Source organism: Streptomyces cyaneofuscatus (assembly GCF_042718795.1).
Taxonomy (GTDB): Bacteria; Actinomycetota; Actinomycetes; order Streptomycetales; family Streptomycetaceae; genus Streptomyces; species Streptomyces cyaneofuscatus_A.
Genome location: NZ_JBHXOX010000003.1, coordinates 197,556 through 212,280, shown reverse-complemented (window position 1 = coordinate 212,280; position 14,725 = coordinate 197,556). Strand labels below are relative to the sequence as shown.

General features: G+C 71.6%; 16 protein-coding genes. 13 read left to right on the top strand and 3 right to left on the bottom strand.

From position 1 onward, the window contains the following. Positions 1 to 48: 48 nt before the first annotated feature. Complete coding sequence (locus ACFWRT_RS04140) at positions 49 to 3,000, bottom strand: CARDB domain-containing protein (RefSeq protein WP_380951002.1); 2,952 nt, start codon at positions 2,998 to 3,000, stop codon at positions 49 to 51. A gap of 164 nt (positions 3,001 to 3,164) precedes the next feature. Next, positions 3,165 to 4,037 carry a UbiA family prenyltransferase gene (locus ACFWRT_RS04135; protein ID WP_380951003.1) on the bottom strand — a complete coding sequence of 291 codons (873 nt, stop codon included), beginning with the start codon at positions 4,035 to 4,037 and terminating at the stop codon, positions 3,165 to 3,167. A 118-nt stretch (positions 4,038 to 4,155) separates the two neighbouring features. Between ACFWRT_RS04135 and ACFWRT_RS04130 the strand changes: the two genes are divergently transcribed. The 9 genes from ACFWRT_RS04130 to ACFWRT_RS04090 all read left to right on the top strand — a co-directional run bounded on the left by ACFWRT_RS04130 (position 4,156) and on the right by ACFWRT_RS04090 (position 10,839). Next, positions 4,156 to 5,208, top strand: coding sequence for a type III polyketide synthase (locus ACFWRT_RS04130; protein ID WP_380951004.1), 1,053 nt, complete (start codon positions 4,156 to 4,158; stop codon positions 5,206 to 5,208). Between the two features lie 13 nt (positions 5,209 to 5,221). After that, positions 5,222 to 5,749, top strand: coding sequence for an isoprenylcysteine carboxyl methyltransferase family protein (locus ACFWRT_RS04125; RefSeq protein ID WP_380951005.1), 528 nt, complete (start codon positions 5,222 to 5,224; stop codon positions 5,747 to 5,749). After that, the gene (locus tag ACFWRT_RS04120; RefSeq protein ID WP_380951006.1) at positions 5,746 to 6,756 is read left to right on the top strand and encodes an NAD(P)/FAD-dependent oxidoreductase; all 1,011 of its coding nucleotides are present in this window, start codon (positions 5,746 to 5,748) and stop codon (positions 6,754 to 6,756) included. The genes ACFWRT_RS04125 and ACFWRT_RS04120 overlap by 4 nt, the downstream gene beginning before the upstream one ends. A gap of 215 nt (positions 6,757 to 6,971) precedes the next feature. Then, complete coding sequence (locus ACFWRT_RS04115; RefSeq protein ID WP_380951007.1) at positions 6,972 to 8,621, top strand: MFS transporter; 1,650 nt, start codon at positions 6,972 to 6,974, stop codon at positions 8,619 to 8,621. After that, positions 8,605 to 9,060 (top strand): VOC family protein, encoded by a 456-nt coding sequence (locus tag ACFWRT_RS04110; protein ID WP_380951008.1) that lies wholly within the window; start codon positions 8,605 to 8,607, stop codon positions 9,058 to 9,060. The genes ACFWRT_RS04115 and ACFWRT_RS04110 overlap by 17 nt, the downstream gene beginning before the upstream one ends. A 139-nt stretch (positions 9,061 to 9,199) precedes the next feature. Then, a complete protein-coding gene (locus ACFWRT_RS04105; protein ID WP_380951009.1) occupies positions 9,200 to 9,598 on the top strand; it encodes a DUF6221 family protein in 399 nt (132 codons plus the stop codon). Between the two features lie 104 nt (positions 9,599 to 9,702). Beyond that, positions 9,703 to 10,080 (top strand): DoxX family protein, encoded by a 378-nt coding sequence (locus ACFWRT_RS04100; protein WP_380951133.1) that lies wholly within the window; start codon positions 9,703 to 9,705, stop codon positions 10,078 to 10,080. Between the two features lie 233 nt (positions 10,081 to 10,313). Beyond that, positions 10,314 to 10,517 carry a cold-shock protein gene (locus tag ACFWRT_RS04095; RefSeq protein WP_003964323.1) on the top strand — a complete coding sequence of 68 codons (204 nt, stop codon included), beginning with the start codon at positions 10,314 to 10,316 and terminating at the stop codon, positions 10,515 to 10,517. 193 nt (positions 10,518 to 10,710) lie between these two features. Further along, positions 10,711 to 10,839, top strand: a complete 129-nt coding sequence (locus ACFWRT_RS04090; protein ID WP_018512899.1) for an LPFR motif small protein — start codon at positions 10,711 to 10,713, stop codon at positions 10,837 to 10,839. Positions 10,840 to 10,925: 86 nt separating this feature from the next. Here the strand turns inward: ACFWRT_RS04090 and ACFWRT_RS04085 are convergent, their stop codons facing one another. Beyond that, on the bottom strand, positions 10,926 to 11,177 hold the full coding sequence (locus tag ACFWRT_RS04085; protein WP_380951010.1) for a hypothetical protein: 252 nt from the start codon (positions 11,175 to 11,177) through the stop codon (positions 10,926 to 10,928). A 219-nt stretch (positions 11,178 to 11,396) separates the two neighbouring features. Here ACFWRT_RS04085 and ACFWRT_RS04080 point away from each other — a divergent pair, with 219 nt between their 5' ends. The 4 genes from ACFWRT_RS04080 (at position 11,397) to ACFWRT_RS04065 (ending at position 14,714) form a co-directional block, all read left to right on the top strand. After that, on the top strand, positions 11,397 to 11,624 hold the full coding sequence (locus ACFWRT_RS04080; RefSeq protein ID WP_380951011.1) for a DUF5133 domain-containing protein: 228 nt from the start codon (positions 11,397 to 11,399) through the stop codon (positions 11,622 to 11,624). 30 nt (positions 11,625 to 11,654) lie between these two features. After that, on the top strand, positions 11,655 to 12,746 hold the full coding sequence (locus ACFWRT_RS04075) for a glutamate--cysteine ligase 2 (protein WP_380951012.1): 1,092 nt from the start codon (positions 11,655 to 11,657) through the stop codon (positions 12,744 to 12,746). Positions 12,747 to 12,848: 102 nt separating this feature from the next. Continuing rightward, positions 12,849 to 13,412 (top strand): type 1 glutamine amidotransferase domain-containing protein, encoded by a 564-nt coding sequence (locus ACFWRT_RS04070; protein ID WP_380951013.1) that lies wholly within the window; start codon positions 12,849 to 12,851, stop codon positions 13,410 to 13,412. Positions 13,413 to 13,631: 219 nt separating this feature from the next. After that, positions 13,632 to 14,714, top strand: coding sequence for an NADH-quinone oxidoreductase subunit B family protein (locus ACFWRT_RS04065; RefSeq protein ID WP_380951015.1), 1,083 nt, complete (start codon positions 13,632 to 13,634; stop codon positions 14,712 to 14,714). The last annotated feature ends 11 nt before the right edge of the window (positions 14,715 to 14,725 follow it).

Below are 14,725 nucleotides of genomic sequence, written 5' to 3'. Positions count from 1 at the left end.
TGCCGGGCCGGCGGACGAACCGCCGGCCCGGCGACGTACAGGAGGTGACTACTGCTTGGCGCGTGCGGCGGTCGGGCTGCCGCTGATCGTGAACTGCGAGCCGGGCTCGATCAGGACATGGCCGTCACGCGAGTTGGTGATCGTCACGTTGGTCAGCGTCGCGTTGCCGCGCGCGCCGCCCATCGCGAGGATGCCGGAGCCGTTGTTGGACTTGTCGATCCTGACGTTCTGGATCTTCACGTCCGGCATCAGGCCGCCACCGGTCTTGAACTGGATGCCGTCGTAGGTGGAGTCGATGATGTCGGTGTCGCGGATCGTGACACCGGGGATGGGCAGGTTCTGCGGGAAGAGGGTGATCGCGCCGAACTCCTGGTCCTCGTTCCAGAAGGCTCCGCCGGTGCGGTACAGCGCGTTGTTGGCGATCAGCGTCTGCCCGGAGAAGGGCAGCGGGTCGTGGTCGGTCGCCAGCATGATGGCCGGGTAGTTCATGGTGTCGGAGATGATGTTGTTCTCGATCTTGTTGCCGTAACCGCCGTAGATCGCGATGCCGTTGGCCCGCCACGGCAGTTGGATGGTGTTGTTGCGGAAGCTGTTGTCGTGGCCGATGTCGACGGACTGGTCCTTGACGTACTTGCTGGACCAGACGGCGAGCGCGTCGTCACCCGTGTTGCGGAAGGACGAGTTGTAGACCGTCGAATTACGGGTCCCGTTGGCGAAGTTGATGCCGTCGGCGTACGTGTTGCGGACCCGCATCCCGGTGAACTCGACGCCGTCGCCCGGGTTCCACAGGGACTGGATGTTGTCGTAGTCGCGGCCCGCCCAGACGCCCACGTTGGCGTGCTCGATCCAGACGTTGCTGATCTTCGTGTTCTTGCCGAACCGGCCGTTGAGCGCGACGCCGCCCTCGTGGTTACCGTCACCGCCGCGGATCGTGCCGGAGCCGAAGATCGCGATGTCGGAAATTTTCGTGTTCTCGTCGATGTCGAAACCGAAGTTGCCCTCGTGCGGGTGGTTGATCCCGCCCGCCTCGTGCGGCGGGGTGAGGGTGTAGAGCTGGGAGTGCCACATGCCCGCGCCCCGGATCGTCACGTCGCGGATGCCCACCTGGTTCCACTGACCCCGGTCCAGCGGGTCGTCGGTGAGGATCTTCTGCTCCTGGCGCCACTGGCCCGCCGGGATCCAGACGCAGCCGATCTGGCCGTTCTGGTTGGCCGTCACCGCGCGCTGGATGGCGGCGGTGTCGTCGATCCCGTCGTTCGCCACCGCGCCGTACGTCGTGATGGAGACGCAGCCGGAGGGCTGGGCGGTGGGCGGGGCCACCTGCTCCAGGTCGATCAGGTCGATGATGTAGAACGCGGCGTTGTCGCCCGCGTCCCGCTGGAGCTTGAACTTGGTGCCGGCCGGATAGGTCTGGGCGAGCAGCGCGTTCGACTCGTCGAACAGCCGCCGCGCGTCGCCGCCCGGCGTGTTGGTGAGGCCCTCCGGGCTGTCGGTGTTGCCGTACAGCCAACTGTGCTTGGAGGAGAGGTCGAGCTTGCGGACGAACTGGCCGTTCGCGTAGAGGCTGATGGTCGCCTGACGGCCGCCACCGCCCGCCGCGTCCGGGATGGAGTTGCGGACGACGATGGAGTTCGACGCGTTGGTCGAGGTGAACTCCACGTACTCACCGGTCGAGTTGAGCCGCACCGACCTGCGGCCCGAGGACTCGGTGGCGAAGTTGGTGTGGCCGAAGGTCCGCTCGGCGTCCGAGGTGAGCAGCGTGCCCCGGTACGCGGCGTCCTCCGCCTCGTACTCCGTGTACGGCACCGCCGCGCCGCGCCCGACGACGATGGAGCGGGCCAGCACGTTGTTGGTCTCGCTGGTCTCCGCGACCAGGTTCGTGGCGTCGGCCGTGGCGGTCAGGGTCGCCCCGCCGCTCGCCGCCGTCCAGCTTCCGCTGATCGGCACGTTCACCGTGGCGCCCGCCGGGACGGCCGGGGTCGTGCCGTTGAGCGTGGTGGAGCCCACGGTCAGCCGGGTGACCGAGCCCGCGCTCACCGCGCTGGTGCCGCGGTTGTGCACGGCGACGGTGAAGGTGACCGCCGCGCCGACGGCCGGGTTGGACGGGCTGGAGGTGATGGAGCGGACCTCCAGGTCCGGGCCGGGGCTCTGGCCGACCACCAGCGGTGAGGCGGTGGTGCGGCTGTTGTTGGTGTTGTCCGACTCGATGATCGTGTCGGTCGGGTCCACCAGCGCCGAGACGGTGTACGAGCCCTGCGGCCGCTTGCCGACCGCCACCGAGACCGGCGCCGAGGCCCCTGCCGCGAGCGCTCCGACCGGGGCGCTGCCCACGACCACACCGCCCAGGCTCACATTGACGGTGGTCGCAGCCGAGGCGGCCGTACCGATGTTGCGGACGGTCCCCTGGATGGTGATGTTGTCCGTCTCCGAAGGCGCCGAGGGGCTCCAGGAGAGGGCGCTCACGGTCAGGTCCGGGTTGGGCGCGGGCGTCCCGAGCACCTGGATCTCGGCGATCTGGGCCCCGGGCGCCCCGGTGTTGGAGAAGAACTGCACCTGGAGGTCGGCGGCCCGGCCGCTGACCGGGACCGTCACGGTGTTCTGGTTGGTGGCCGGGTTGAACACGTAGCCCGCGCGGGACTTGAGCGAGGTGAAGCCGGTGCCGCTCTGGGTCCGGCCGAGCACCTGGAACTCCTGGGTCCTGGTGCCCCAGATCGGGTCCGGGTTCAGCTTGATCACCACGGACTGGAGGTCCGCGTCGGCGCCGAGCTTCACCGTGAGGTTCGAGGGATGCCCGTTCGACTCCCAGTAGGTGTTCACCTGGCCGTCGTTGGCGTTGACGGCCGGGTAGCCGCCGTGCGATCCGCTGGCCGTGACCGTCTTGCCCCGGGCCAGGTCGGTCGGCTCAGCCGCTGCCGCCTGGACGGGAAGCAGGCCGACGGTGACGAGCCCCGCTATGAGCAGGCCGGTGATCGATCGTTCGCTGAGTCGTTTCCATCTCATGCTGTCCTCTGCTTCCACGGTATTTGAGCCATGCAGTCAATGTTTTGCAAACAGCAGTTGATAGATTTCTGCTCTGTTTCTGATTTGTCAACGGTTCTCGCATGCTCACGTCATGAAGGCATGTGGGGTGACGCCTCGTCAGGAGGCCTTGGGGGGTGCGCGGTTCAGGACAGCGCTGTGCCGAGCGCCAGCAGCAGTGTCAGGTCCGCCGCCGCCACGGCCACCGCCCCGGCCAGCGCGGCCTTGTGCCACCACCGGCCGAGCACCGGCCCCAGCAGCGCCGCCGCACCGGCCAGGACGAGCACGGCCAGGGACCCGGCGTCCACCGGGCCGGGCGGGCCCAGCACCAGGACGCCCGTGGCCGCGAGGAGCGGCACCGGCAGCAGCACCCGGGTCCCTCTGGTGCCGAGCCGGTGCGGCAGCCCCCGGATGCCGGCGGCCCGGTCCGCCTCGATGTCGGGGAGCGTGTCGCCCAGATGGGCCGCACACCCCAGCAGCGCCCCCGCGGCGACCGTCCACCACCGGGGCCAGGGCGCGTCGGGCAGGCTCAGCGTCACGAGGCAGGGGAGTGCGGCGAATCCGACCGCGTACGGCACCCAGGAGAGCGCCGTCGCCTTCAGCCTCAGGTTGTAGAGCCAGGCGGCGGCGACCGCGACGAGGTGCACCGTACCGGCGAGCAGGCCGCAGGCCAGCGAGAGCGGGACGCACAGGGCGAGCGCGACCACCGCCGCGCCCCACACCGCGCGCACGGGGACCGCGCCGTCGGCGACCGGCTTCCCCCGGCGCCCGGCCCGGGCATCGCGCCCCGCGTCGTACGCGTCGTTGCACCAGCCCACCGAGAGCTGCCCGGTCAGCACCGCCACCCCGACCAGGGCGAGCCGCGCGGGGGAGAGGCCCGCCCCGACGGCCAAGGCGCATGCGAGCACGGTGACCGCGACCACCGGCCCCGGATGGCAGGCCAGCGCCAGCCCCGCCGCGCGGCCCGGCCACCGGGCACCCGCCGCCGTTGCCGTGCCTGCCCCGTCCGTGGCGTCCATCCGGCGATCGTAGGGACCTGCGGCCCCGTCAACACGGCAGCCGCGTGCCTCTTTTGCCAGGTTTTGCTCGCATTCGTAGGCAGGATGGGGTGATGACGTCCCCGACGCAGGAGTCGCAATGACCCGGATCGCCGCGGTCCACGGGGCCCTGCCGCCCCACCGCCACACCCAGCGAGCCGTCACCGACATGGTGGCCGGCACCTGTCTGCCGCCCGGCATCGACCGCCGCGTCCTGGACCGGCTCCACGAGAACGCCCGCGTCCGCACCCGGCACACCGTGCTGCCGCTGGAGGGCTACCGCGACCTGGGCGGCTTCGGCGCGGCCAACGACGTGTTCATCCGCTCGGCCGTGGACCTCGGCGGCCAGGCCGTACGTGGCGCCCTGCGCGCGGCCGGGCTGCGTCCCACCGATGTGGACCTGCTGATGTTCACCTCCGTCACGGGCATCGCCGCCCCCTCCGTCGACGCCCGGCTGGTGGCCCGCCTCGGCCTGCGCTCCGATGTGAAGCGGCTGCCCGTCTTCGGCCTCGGCTGTGTCGCCGGAGCGGCCGGGGTGGCCCGGGTCCACGACTATCTGCTCGGCCGGCCCGACGACGTCGCCGTGCTGCTCTCGGTGGAGCTGTGCTCCCTCACCTTCCAGCGCCAGGACGTGACCCCCGCCAACCTGGTGGCCACCGCCCTCTTCGGCGACGGGGCGGCCGCGGTGGTCGCCCTCGGCGGGCGGCGGGCCGTCGCCGGACCCGAGATCGTGGCCACCCGCAGCCGGATGTACCCGGAGACCGGGCACGTGATGGGCTGGGACATCGGCTCCACCGGATTCAGCGTGGTCCTCGATCCGGCCGTGCCCGACGTCGTACGCCGGTACCTCGCCGACGACGTACGGGAGTTCCTCGGCGAACACGGCCTCAAGCCGAAGGACATCGCCCACTGGGTCTGCCACCCCGGCGGCCCCAAGGTCCTGGAGACCGTCACCGAGGTCCTCGACCTGCCCGAGGGCGCGCTCGACGTCACCTGGCGCTCGCTGGCCGACGTCGGGAACCTGTCCTCCGCCTCGGTCCTGCACGTCCTGCGGGACACCATCGAACACCGCCGCCCCGAACCGGGCACCCCCGGACTCCTGCTGGCCATGGGCCCGGGCTTCTGCTGCGAACTGGTGCTGCTGCGCTGGTAGGAAGGTACGGCCCATGATCTGGTACACCGCCCTGGTGCTGGGCGTCGCCGTCGAACGGCTCGCCGAACTCGTCGTCGCCCGCCGCAACACCTGCTGGAGCCTGGCCCGTGGCTCCACCGAGGCGGGCGGCGGCCACTACCCGGCGATGGTCGTCCTGCACACCGCCCTGCTGGCCGGCTGCCTGGCCGAGGTCCACCACGCGCCCCGCCCCTTCCTGCCCGCCCTCGGCTGGACCATGGCGGCCGTCGTCGTCGCGGCGCAGGCGCTGCGCTGGTGGTGCATCACCACGCTCGGACCCCGCTGGAACACCCGCGTCATCGTCATCCCCGGCCTGCCCCTGGTGACCGGCGGCCCCTACCGGTGGCTGCGCCACCCCAACTACGTCGCCGTCGCCGCCGAAGGCATCGCCCTGCCTCTCGTCCACGGGGCGTGGGTGACGGCGCTGCTCTTCACCGCGCTCAACGCCGTCCTCATGGCCGTCCGGATCCGCTGCGAGGACGAGGCGCTGGCCCGCCTCCCGGTGGCGGAAGCGCGGGCGTGATCGACATCCTCATCGCGGGTGGCGGCCCGGCCGGACTGGCCGCCGCGATCCAGGCCGCCCGGGCGGGGCTGGAGGCGGTGGTCGTCGAGCCCCGCCCCGCCCCCGTCGACAAGGCCTGCGGCGAGGGCATCATGCCCGGCGGCCTCGCCGCCCTCCACCGCCTGGGCGTACATCCGGCCGGGCACCCCCTGCGCGGCATCCGGTACACCGACGGGCGGCGCAGCGCCGAGGCGGCGTTCCGGGGCGCGTACGGGCTCGGCGTCCGGCGCACCGCCCTGCACGCGGCCCTGCACGAGCGGGCCGAGGCCCTCGGCGTACGCATCGTGGAGGGCAAGGTCCGTGAGGTCCGGCAGGACGGGCGGACCGTCACCGCCGCCGGGCTGACCGCGCGCTGGCTCATCGCCGCCGACGGCCTCCACTCCCCGCTGCGCCGCACCCTCGGCCTGGACCGCCCCGCGCCCGGCCCCGGCCGTTACGGGCTGCGCCGCCACTACCGCACCGCCCCCTGGACGGACCTGGTCGAGGTGCACTGGTCACCGGAGGCGGAGGCGTACGTGACCCCGGTCGCCGAACACCTGGTAGGCGTGGCGATCCTCAGCCGCGACCGCCGCCCCTACGACGAGCACCTCGCCGCCTTCCCGGCCCTCGCCGCCCGGCTCGGCCCGCACGCCACCCCCGTACGCGGGGCGGGCCCGCTCCGGCAGCGGGCGTCGGCGCCCCGGGCCGGACGGGTCCTGCTGGTGGGCGACGCGGCGGGGTACACCGACGCGCTGACCGGGGAGGGCATCGCCCTCGCCGTGGCCACCGCGACGGCGGCGGTCGGCTGCCTGGCCGCCGGGCGACCCGAGGAGTACCCGGCGCGGTGGACGAGGGCGACGCGCTGCTACCGGCTGCTCACCCAGGCCCTGCTGGGCGCCGCGGGCCACCCCGTATCGCGCCGGATGATCGTCGCGGCGGCCCACCGCGCACCCGCCCTCTTCGGCACGGCAGTGCGCGCGCTCCAGTGACGCATGACGCACTCCGGTGACGCGTGACGCGCTCCCGTGACGCGTACCGAGCCGGCCGGAGCGCCCCGGGTGATCGAATGGCGAGGCTCCCGGTTCCGTCATAACGTCGGTCGGGTGAACGTCGGCCGGGTCAACGGCCCGCGTTCATCCGGCCGACGGAAGACCGACCGCCCCCACGGGGCGCAGCGCCCTCGGAACGAGAGACGAACCCACTCATGACGGGCTCCCACGCGACACCCGGCAGGACCGCCCGGCCCGATCAGCAGGGCCGGGGCAGCGGAATGGCACTCCTCGTCATCGCCTCGTGCCAGCTGATGGTGGTCCTCGACATCACCATCGTCAACATCGCCCTCCCGCACATGCAGAAGTCACTGGGCTTCTCCACCGAGAACCTGTCCTGGGTGGTCAACGCCTACACGCTGACCTTCGGCGGACTGCTGCTGCTCGGCGGGCGGCTCGGTGACATCCTCGGCCGCCGCCGTGTCTTCATCTTCGGCGTGCTGCTCTTCGTGCTCGCCTCGCTGCTCGGCGGACTCTCGCAGGAGTCCTGGCAGTTGCTGGCCGCCCGTGCGCTCCAGGGCGTCGGCGGCGCCATCGCCTCGCCGACCGCCCTGTCGCTGATCACCACGACCTTCCGCGAGGGCCCCGAACGCAACAGGGCGTTCGGGGTGTTCGCCGCGGTCTCGGCGGGCGGCAGCGCGATCGGGCTGCTGGCGGGCGGTGTGCTCGTCGAGTGGCTGGACTGGCGGTGGGTCCTGTTCGTGAACGTCCCCATCGGCCTGCTCATCGCGTTCGCCACACCCCGCTACATCCGCGAGTCCGAACGCCACCCGGGCCACTTCGACGTCGTCGGCGCCCTCACCTCGACCGTCGGCATGGTGCTGCTGGTCTACGGCTTCATCCGCGCCTCCGAGGACGGCTGGAGCGACCCGCTCACCCTCGGCTCCTTCGCGGCGGCGATCGTGCTGCTGGCGCTGTTCATCTTCATCGAGAGCCGCTCCCGGCAGCCGATCACGCCGCTGTGGATGTTCCGCGACCGCAACCGCGCCGGGACCTACGCGATGATGCTGAGCCTCGCCGCGGCGATGTTCGGGATGTTCTTCTTCCTGACGCTCTTCGTCCAGAACGTGCTGGGCTTCAGCCCGCTGCGGGCCGGACTCGCCTTCCTGCCGATCAGCGTCATCATCGCGGTCGGCGCGGGCTTCGCCTCCCAGCTGCTGCCCCGGTGGGGGCCCAAACCCTTCATGGTCACGGGCGCCCTGCTGGCCGCCATCGGGCTCGGCTGGCTCACGCTCACCGACGTCCACAGCACGTACCTCGGCTCCATCCTCGGCCCGATGCTCGTCTTCGGCCTGGGCATGGGCATGCAGTTCGTCTCCCTGACCCTCATGGCGGTCTCCGGCGTCGCGCCCAAGGAGGCGGGCGCGGCCTCCGGGGTCCTCAACGCGACCCAGCAGGTGGGCGGCTCCCTGGGGCTCTCCATCCTGGTGACGATGTTCGGCACGGCCAGCCGCCACGAGGCCACCGACCAGGTGCCGCGCTTCCTGGAACAGGCCACCCCGGCCCAACTGCTCCAGTTCCGCAGGACCGGTGAGCTGCCACCGCCCTGGGGGAACGAGGTCCTCACGGCGGGCGTCTCCAGCGCCTTCGTCGTGGCGGCCTGCTTCGCCGTCTTCGCCGCGCTGGTCGCCCTGCTGGTCATCCAGGTCCGCGCCTCCGACCTGGCCCGGCTCCAGGGCGGCGCGGCCCCCGGCGTGACGGCCCCCGGCGGGACCGCCTCCGAGGCGGCCGACGAAACGTCGGACACCTCCGGCACACCTCCCGACACAGCGAAAGGCCCCCACCGCCATGGACTGGACCCTTGAAGTGATCGTGCTCCCCGTGACCGACCTGGACCGGGCCCGTGACTTCTACCGGGACAAGGTCGGCTTCCACGTCGACATCGACGGCGAGGTGATGCCGGGGGCGCGCGTCGTCCAGCTCACCCCGCCCGGTTCAGGCTGCTCGATCGCCCTGACCGAGGGCGTGCCGAACCCGACGGGGGACCCGCAACCGGGCACGTACCACGGCCTTCAGCTCTGCGTCACCGACATCGACGCCGCCCACGCGGAGCTCGTCGCCCGCGGGGTCGAGGTCTCCGAACCGCAGCGGTACGCCCCCGAGGACGGGGCCACGTTCATGTACTTCACCGACCCGGACGGCAACGGCTGGGCCGTCCAGGAGTACCGCCGCCGGCTGACCGAACCCCTCCACCAGGTCCTCGCCGATCTCGCCGCGAAGGGGGCCGGGGAGACGGCGGACTGACCCGCTCGTCCCCTTTGTCGCTCGCACACCCGCCCACCACCGCCCGCACCGCCTGCCGTGGTGGATCGCGCCGCCCCGGTCCACCACAATGCTCCCCGTATCACCGCAGTGATCCATGAACCCGAGGGAGCAGCATCCAATGGCCGGCAACACAGACATGGTGGCCTTCGTCCAGGCGCGTCTCGCCGATGAGGAACAGGTCGCCCTGGCTGCCGGCGGGGACCGATGGCGGTGCCCGGCGGACGTGCCCGGCGAGGTCCACGACCGCAGGGGCGGCGTCGCGTTCACCGTGCGGGACAGCGGCTTCGACCACCACATCGCCCTCCAGGACCCGGCCCGCACCCTGGAGCGCATCGAGACGCACCGGGTGCTGCTCGGCGAGTACGTCGAGGTCGCCGAGCTGGACACCGACCGCCCGGCCCAGGACTTCCGCTCCGGCCGGGCGGTGGGCCTGGGCTTCGCCGTACGGCAACTGGCCGCCGAATACGCGGGGCACCCGGACTACCAGGCCCGGTGGCTGCCCCGGTTCATCCAGTAGGGAGGGGGACGAGGGACTCCGGGAGCCGGTAACTTACTCGCAAGTAAGTCGCTTTCCCGGCTCACTCGTCGACGTAAGGAGCCCTCATGTCCTCCGTGTCCTCCATGCCCTCCCGGACGCGTTCGCCCCTGCTGCTCGCCGGACTCATGGCGGGAGCGGGGGTGCTCCACTTCGCCGCCCCGAAGGCGTTCGACGCCACCGTGCCCCGGATCCTGCCCGGCGAGCCCCGAACCTGGACGTACGCGAGCGGAGTGGTCGAACTCGCCCTGGCGGCAGGCCTCGCCCACCCCCGGACGCGGGGCGCCGCTGCCCGGGCGACCGCGGGCTTCTTCGTCGGGGTGTTTCCGGCCAATGTGCAGATGGCCGTGGACTGGCGCGGCCGGCCCCGGCCGCAGCGGGCCGCGGCCCTGGCCAGGCTGCCCCTCCAGCTACCGCTGGTGCTCTGGGCGCGGAGTGTCGCCCGGGGTGCCGACGGGCCCTGAACGGGGCGCGGCCGGTGGGGTTCGAGCCACCTGCCCGGAGGAAGATCCACACCAAAATGGCGTTGCTCTCTGGTGAGGAGTGATCCCGCCGTGTAGCGTCGCCGACAGATGTCGTGGTTCGCAGTACCTGCCCGCGCCTGGCGCGGGCGTTTTGCTGTGCAGTGCCTGAGAACCAGGGCGATCACCTCCGGGTCCGCGCGGTGCGGATCCGTTTACTGCTGAGAGGTACAGGCATGGCCAGCGGAACCGTCAAGTGGTTCAACTCGGAAAAGGGCTTCGGCTTCATCGCGCAGGACGGCGGCGGCCCCGACGTCTTCGCGCACTACTCCAACATCAACTCCACCGGCTTCCGTGAGCTCCAGGAAGGCCAGGCGGTGACCTTCGACATCACCCAGGGCCAGAAGGGCCCGCAGGCGGAGAACATCACCACCGCCTGATCCGGGTTGAACGACCCCTCGGCCCCCAGGACGCTCGCGTCCTGGGGGCCGAGGGCGTCCGGGGCCCGTTCCGAACGGATCGGCCCGGTCCGGTTCGCGGGGCGCATGCCGGGTACCCGGGGTGTCCGAGCCGAAGATCCCGGCAGCGTCCGGAGCCTCCGGAAGTTGCCGGGACGAGCAGGAAGGACATCCCATGCTGAAGGCCATCGCCGATGTGCTGCGGTCCGTCGGAGGAGCCATCGCCACCGTGGTCACGCTGCCCTTCCGGGCCCTCGCCCGCCTCTTCGGGGGCGCGTCGAGCACGGCACGCGGACACCACTGAGCTGATGTGCACGCAAGGCCTGTGCCCCCGGTCCTTTCCCGGACCGGGGGCACAGGCCTTGCGTAGGTCCCTCCCGCGGTGAGCGCCTACCCCGTGGACTCGTCCGGCGTCGGGTGCTCCTCGGGGTGCGCACCGGCGTTGCGCGGCTCGTCCTTGCCGGAACCCGCCTCGTCCGGGTCGGGCCGTTCGCCGCTCTCGCGGGCGACCCGCTCCGGGATCGGTATGTCGAGGGCGTCCTCGCCCTCCTGGTTCTGCTGGTCCGGCATGTCCGCCGGTACGGGAGGCGGAGAGCCGGAAGCCCCGGTGTATGCGGTGCCTTCCGGCCTGCGGTCGGTCATGAGAGCTTCCTTCCGTGCTGCCCCCGGAAAGTCCGGGGGCGGGTCGTCCGCCCTGGTGAGTACCCCTTGAGGCGCGATCGATTCACCGGCGGCCGGGCATCGGGAGACTTCCCACACGAGGGTGTGGTCCGGACGGGCCGGGGTACCCGGGGCTGTGCCTGAGCACACGACCCGGGCACATGACATTCACACGAGGAATTCCGCGGAAGGATCACCCGCATGCTGATGGCCCACCCCACCGTGCTGCGCAATCTCGTCGAGCAGTACGAGGCCCTGCGCCTGCTGCACGCGGACAGCGGCTCCGCCGAGGCGCGACAGCGCATGGACGACGTGGCCTACACCCTGTGCGTCTCGACGGGCACGGGCGATGTCGAGAGTGCGCTGGTCGCCGCCCGGCACCGGTTGCCCGGGGCCCGTCCCGAGGACGACTCCGTCCTGACGGCCTGATCACCGGTGAAGAGCGAAGGGGTGGGAGCGATGGTGCGGACCGTAGGCGTGGAAGAGGAACTGCTGCTGGTCGATCCGGAGAGTGGGGAGGCGCGTGCCCTCTCCACGGCCGTGCTGGCCCTCGCCGAGAGGGACGCGGAGGGGGAGTCGGCCTTCGAGCCGGAGCTGCACCGCCAGCAGCTCGAGTTCGCCACGCATCCCTGCCGGGAGATGGACGAGATCGCCGACGCGGTGCAGAGGTGGCGCGCCGAGGCGAGCCGCCACGCCGCCGACGTGGGAGCCTCGGTCGCCGCCCTGGCGACCTCGCCGCTGGCGGTGAGCCCCACGATCGGGACGGGGGAGCGGTACAACTGGATGGCGGAGCGCTACGGGCTGACCGCACAGGAGCAGCTGACCTGTGGATGCCACGTACACGTCTCGGTCGAGTCGGACGAGGAGGGCGTCGCCGTGCTCGACCGGATCCGCGGCTGGCTGCCGGTCCTGCTCGCCCTGAGCGCCAATTCGCCTTTCTGGCAGGCGCAGGACACCCGGTACGCCAGTTACCGCAGCCGGGTGTGGGGCAGGTGGCCCTCGGCCGGGCCAGTGGAGCTCCACGGCTCCGCCGAGCGCTATCACGAGCAGGTGAAGGCCCTCGTCGGTACCGGTGTGCTCAAGGACGAGGGGATGGTCTACTTCGACGCGCGTCTTTCGGCCAACTACCCCACAGTGGAGGTCAGGATCGCCGATGTCTGCCTGGACCCGGCGGACACCGTGCTGCTGGCCACGCTGGTGCGGGCGCTGGTGGAGACGGCCGCGCGGGAGTGGCGGGCCGGGCAACCTCCGCTGGACACCAACGTGGCGCTGCTGCGGGTGGCGTCCTGGCAGGCGGCCCGTTCGGGACTGGAGGACCGGCTGATCCATCCCCGCACCCTGCGGCCCGAGCCCGCGGCCGACGTGCTCCAGGCGCTCGTCACCCATGTGCGGGACGCCTTGGAGGACAGCGGCGACCTCAAGGCCGCCCAGAAGGCGCTGACCACTCTGGAGCGGCGCGGTAACGGGGCCAGGGTCCAGCGCGAGATCCTGGAGCGGACCGGAAGCCTCCGCGACACCGTCGCGGAATGCGTCCGCATCACGGCGGGCTGAGCAGAACGACCGGCTGAGCAGAACGACCGGCTGAGCAGAACGGCGGGCTGAGCAGAACGGCCGACGACACGACCGCATGACCTGTGAGGAAAGGAGCAGCACATGGCCAGCACCGATCTCGGCAACCGCCGGATCCTGGCGATCGTCACCAACTACGGGGTCGAGCAGGACGAGCTCGTCGTCCCCGTGAAGCACCTGCGCGACCACGGGGCCGAGGTCAGTGTCGCGGCGGTCTCCGACGACGGGATCCGCACCCTCGTGGGCGACCGCGACCCCGGTGACACCGTGCGGCCCGACCTCACCCTGGCGGACGTCGACCCCGCCGCGTACGACCTCCTGCTCGTCCCGGGCGGCACGCTCAACGCCGACACCCTGCGCCTCCAGGACGCCACCACCCGGATCGTCAGCTCGTTCGCCGTCTCCGGCCGGCCCGTCGCGGCGATCTGCCACGGCCCGTGGGCGCTCATCGAGGGTGGCTATGTCCAGGGCAAGACCCTGACCTCGTACGCGTCCCTGAAGACCGACATCACCAACGCCGGCGGCTCCTGGGTCGACAAGTCCGTCGTCCGCGACGACGAGGGCGGCTGGCCGCTGATCACCTCGCGGGACCCCGACGACCTGAAGGACTTCCTCCGCGAGATCGACGCGGTCCTCACCGAGTCCTGATCCTGACGTACGGCTCACGGCCCCCGTTCGCGTACCGCGGCGGGGGCCGTCGGCATGTCCGCGTACGCAGGGGGTGCGGGGCGGGCAACAGGGCCATGCGCAGGGGTGCGGGGCGGCAATAGGGCCATCGCGCACTTACCGGGCGGGACGCGCGCGCGGTATCCAGGAAAGAGGCTGCCGGCAAGAAGTTCCTGAAGCGGGCCGACCCGAGGAGGGCCCATGGATGCCCCGACCGCCACCATGGCCGACACGGACGTGATGGACACACCTCAGGAAGACCCGACCGTTCACATCCTCTGGATCAACGCCGGGCTGAGCTGCGACGGGGACTCCGTGTCCCTCACCGCCGCCACCCAGCCGAGCATCGAGGAACTCGCCCTCGGCGCCCTGCCCGGACTGCCCAAGGTCGCGGTCCACTGGCCCCTCATCGACTACGAGTGCGGACCCGTCCAGGGCGCCGACAACTTCGTGGAGTGGTTCTTCAAGGCCGACCGGGGCGAACTGGAACCCTTCGTCCTGGTGGTCGAGGGCTCCATCCCGAACGAGCGCATCAAGCCCGAGGGCTACTGGTGCGGCTTCGGTGACGACCCCGAGACCGGTCAGCCGATCACCACCAGCGAGTGGCTGGACCGGCTCACCCCCAAGGCCCTGGCGGTCGTCGCCATCGGTACCTGCGCCACCTACGGCGGCATCCACGCCATGGCGGGCAACCCGACCGGAGCCATGGGCGTACCCGACTACCTGGGCTGGGAGTGGAAGTCCAAGGCGGGCATCCCGATCGTCTGCATCCCTGGCTGTCCGGTGCACCCTGACAACGCCTCCGAAACCCTGCTCTACCTGCTCTACCAGGCCGCCGGCGCCGCGCCCATGATCCCGCTGGACGAGGAGCTGCGGCCCACCTGGCTGTTCGGCGCCACCGTCCACGAGGGCTGCGACCGGGCGGGCTACTACGAGCAGGGCCAGTTCGCCGACGAGTACGGCTCCCCGCAGTGCCTGGTCAAGCTCGGCTGCTGGGGCCCGGTCGTCAAGTGCAACGTACCCAAGCGCGGCTGGATCAACGGCGTGGGCGGCTGTCCCAACGTGGGCGGCATCTGCATCGCCTGCACGATGCCGGGCTTCCCCGACAAGTTCATGCCGTTCATGGACGAGCCGCCCGGCGGCCACGTCTCGGCCGCGGCGAGCGGGATCTACGGCTCCGTCGTCCGCCGGCTGCGCGGCTTCACGGTGAGGACGGCCGACAAGGAACCGAAGTGGCGCACCAGGACCGACACCATCAAGACCGGCTACCGGCCGCCCTGGTGACCCGGGCCCCC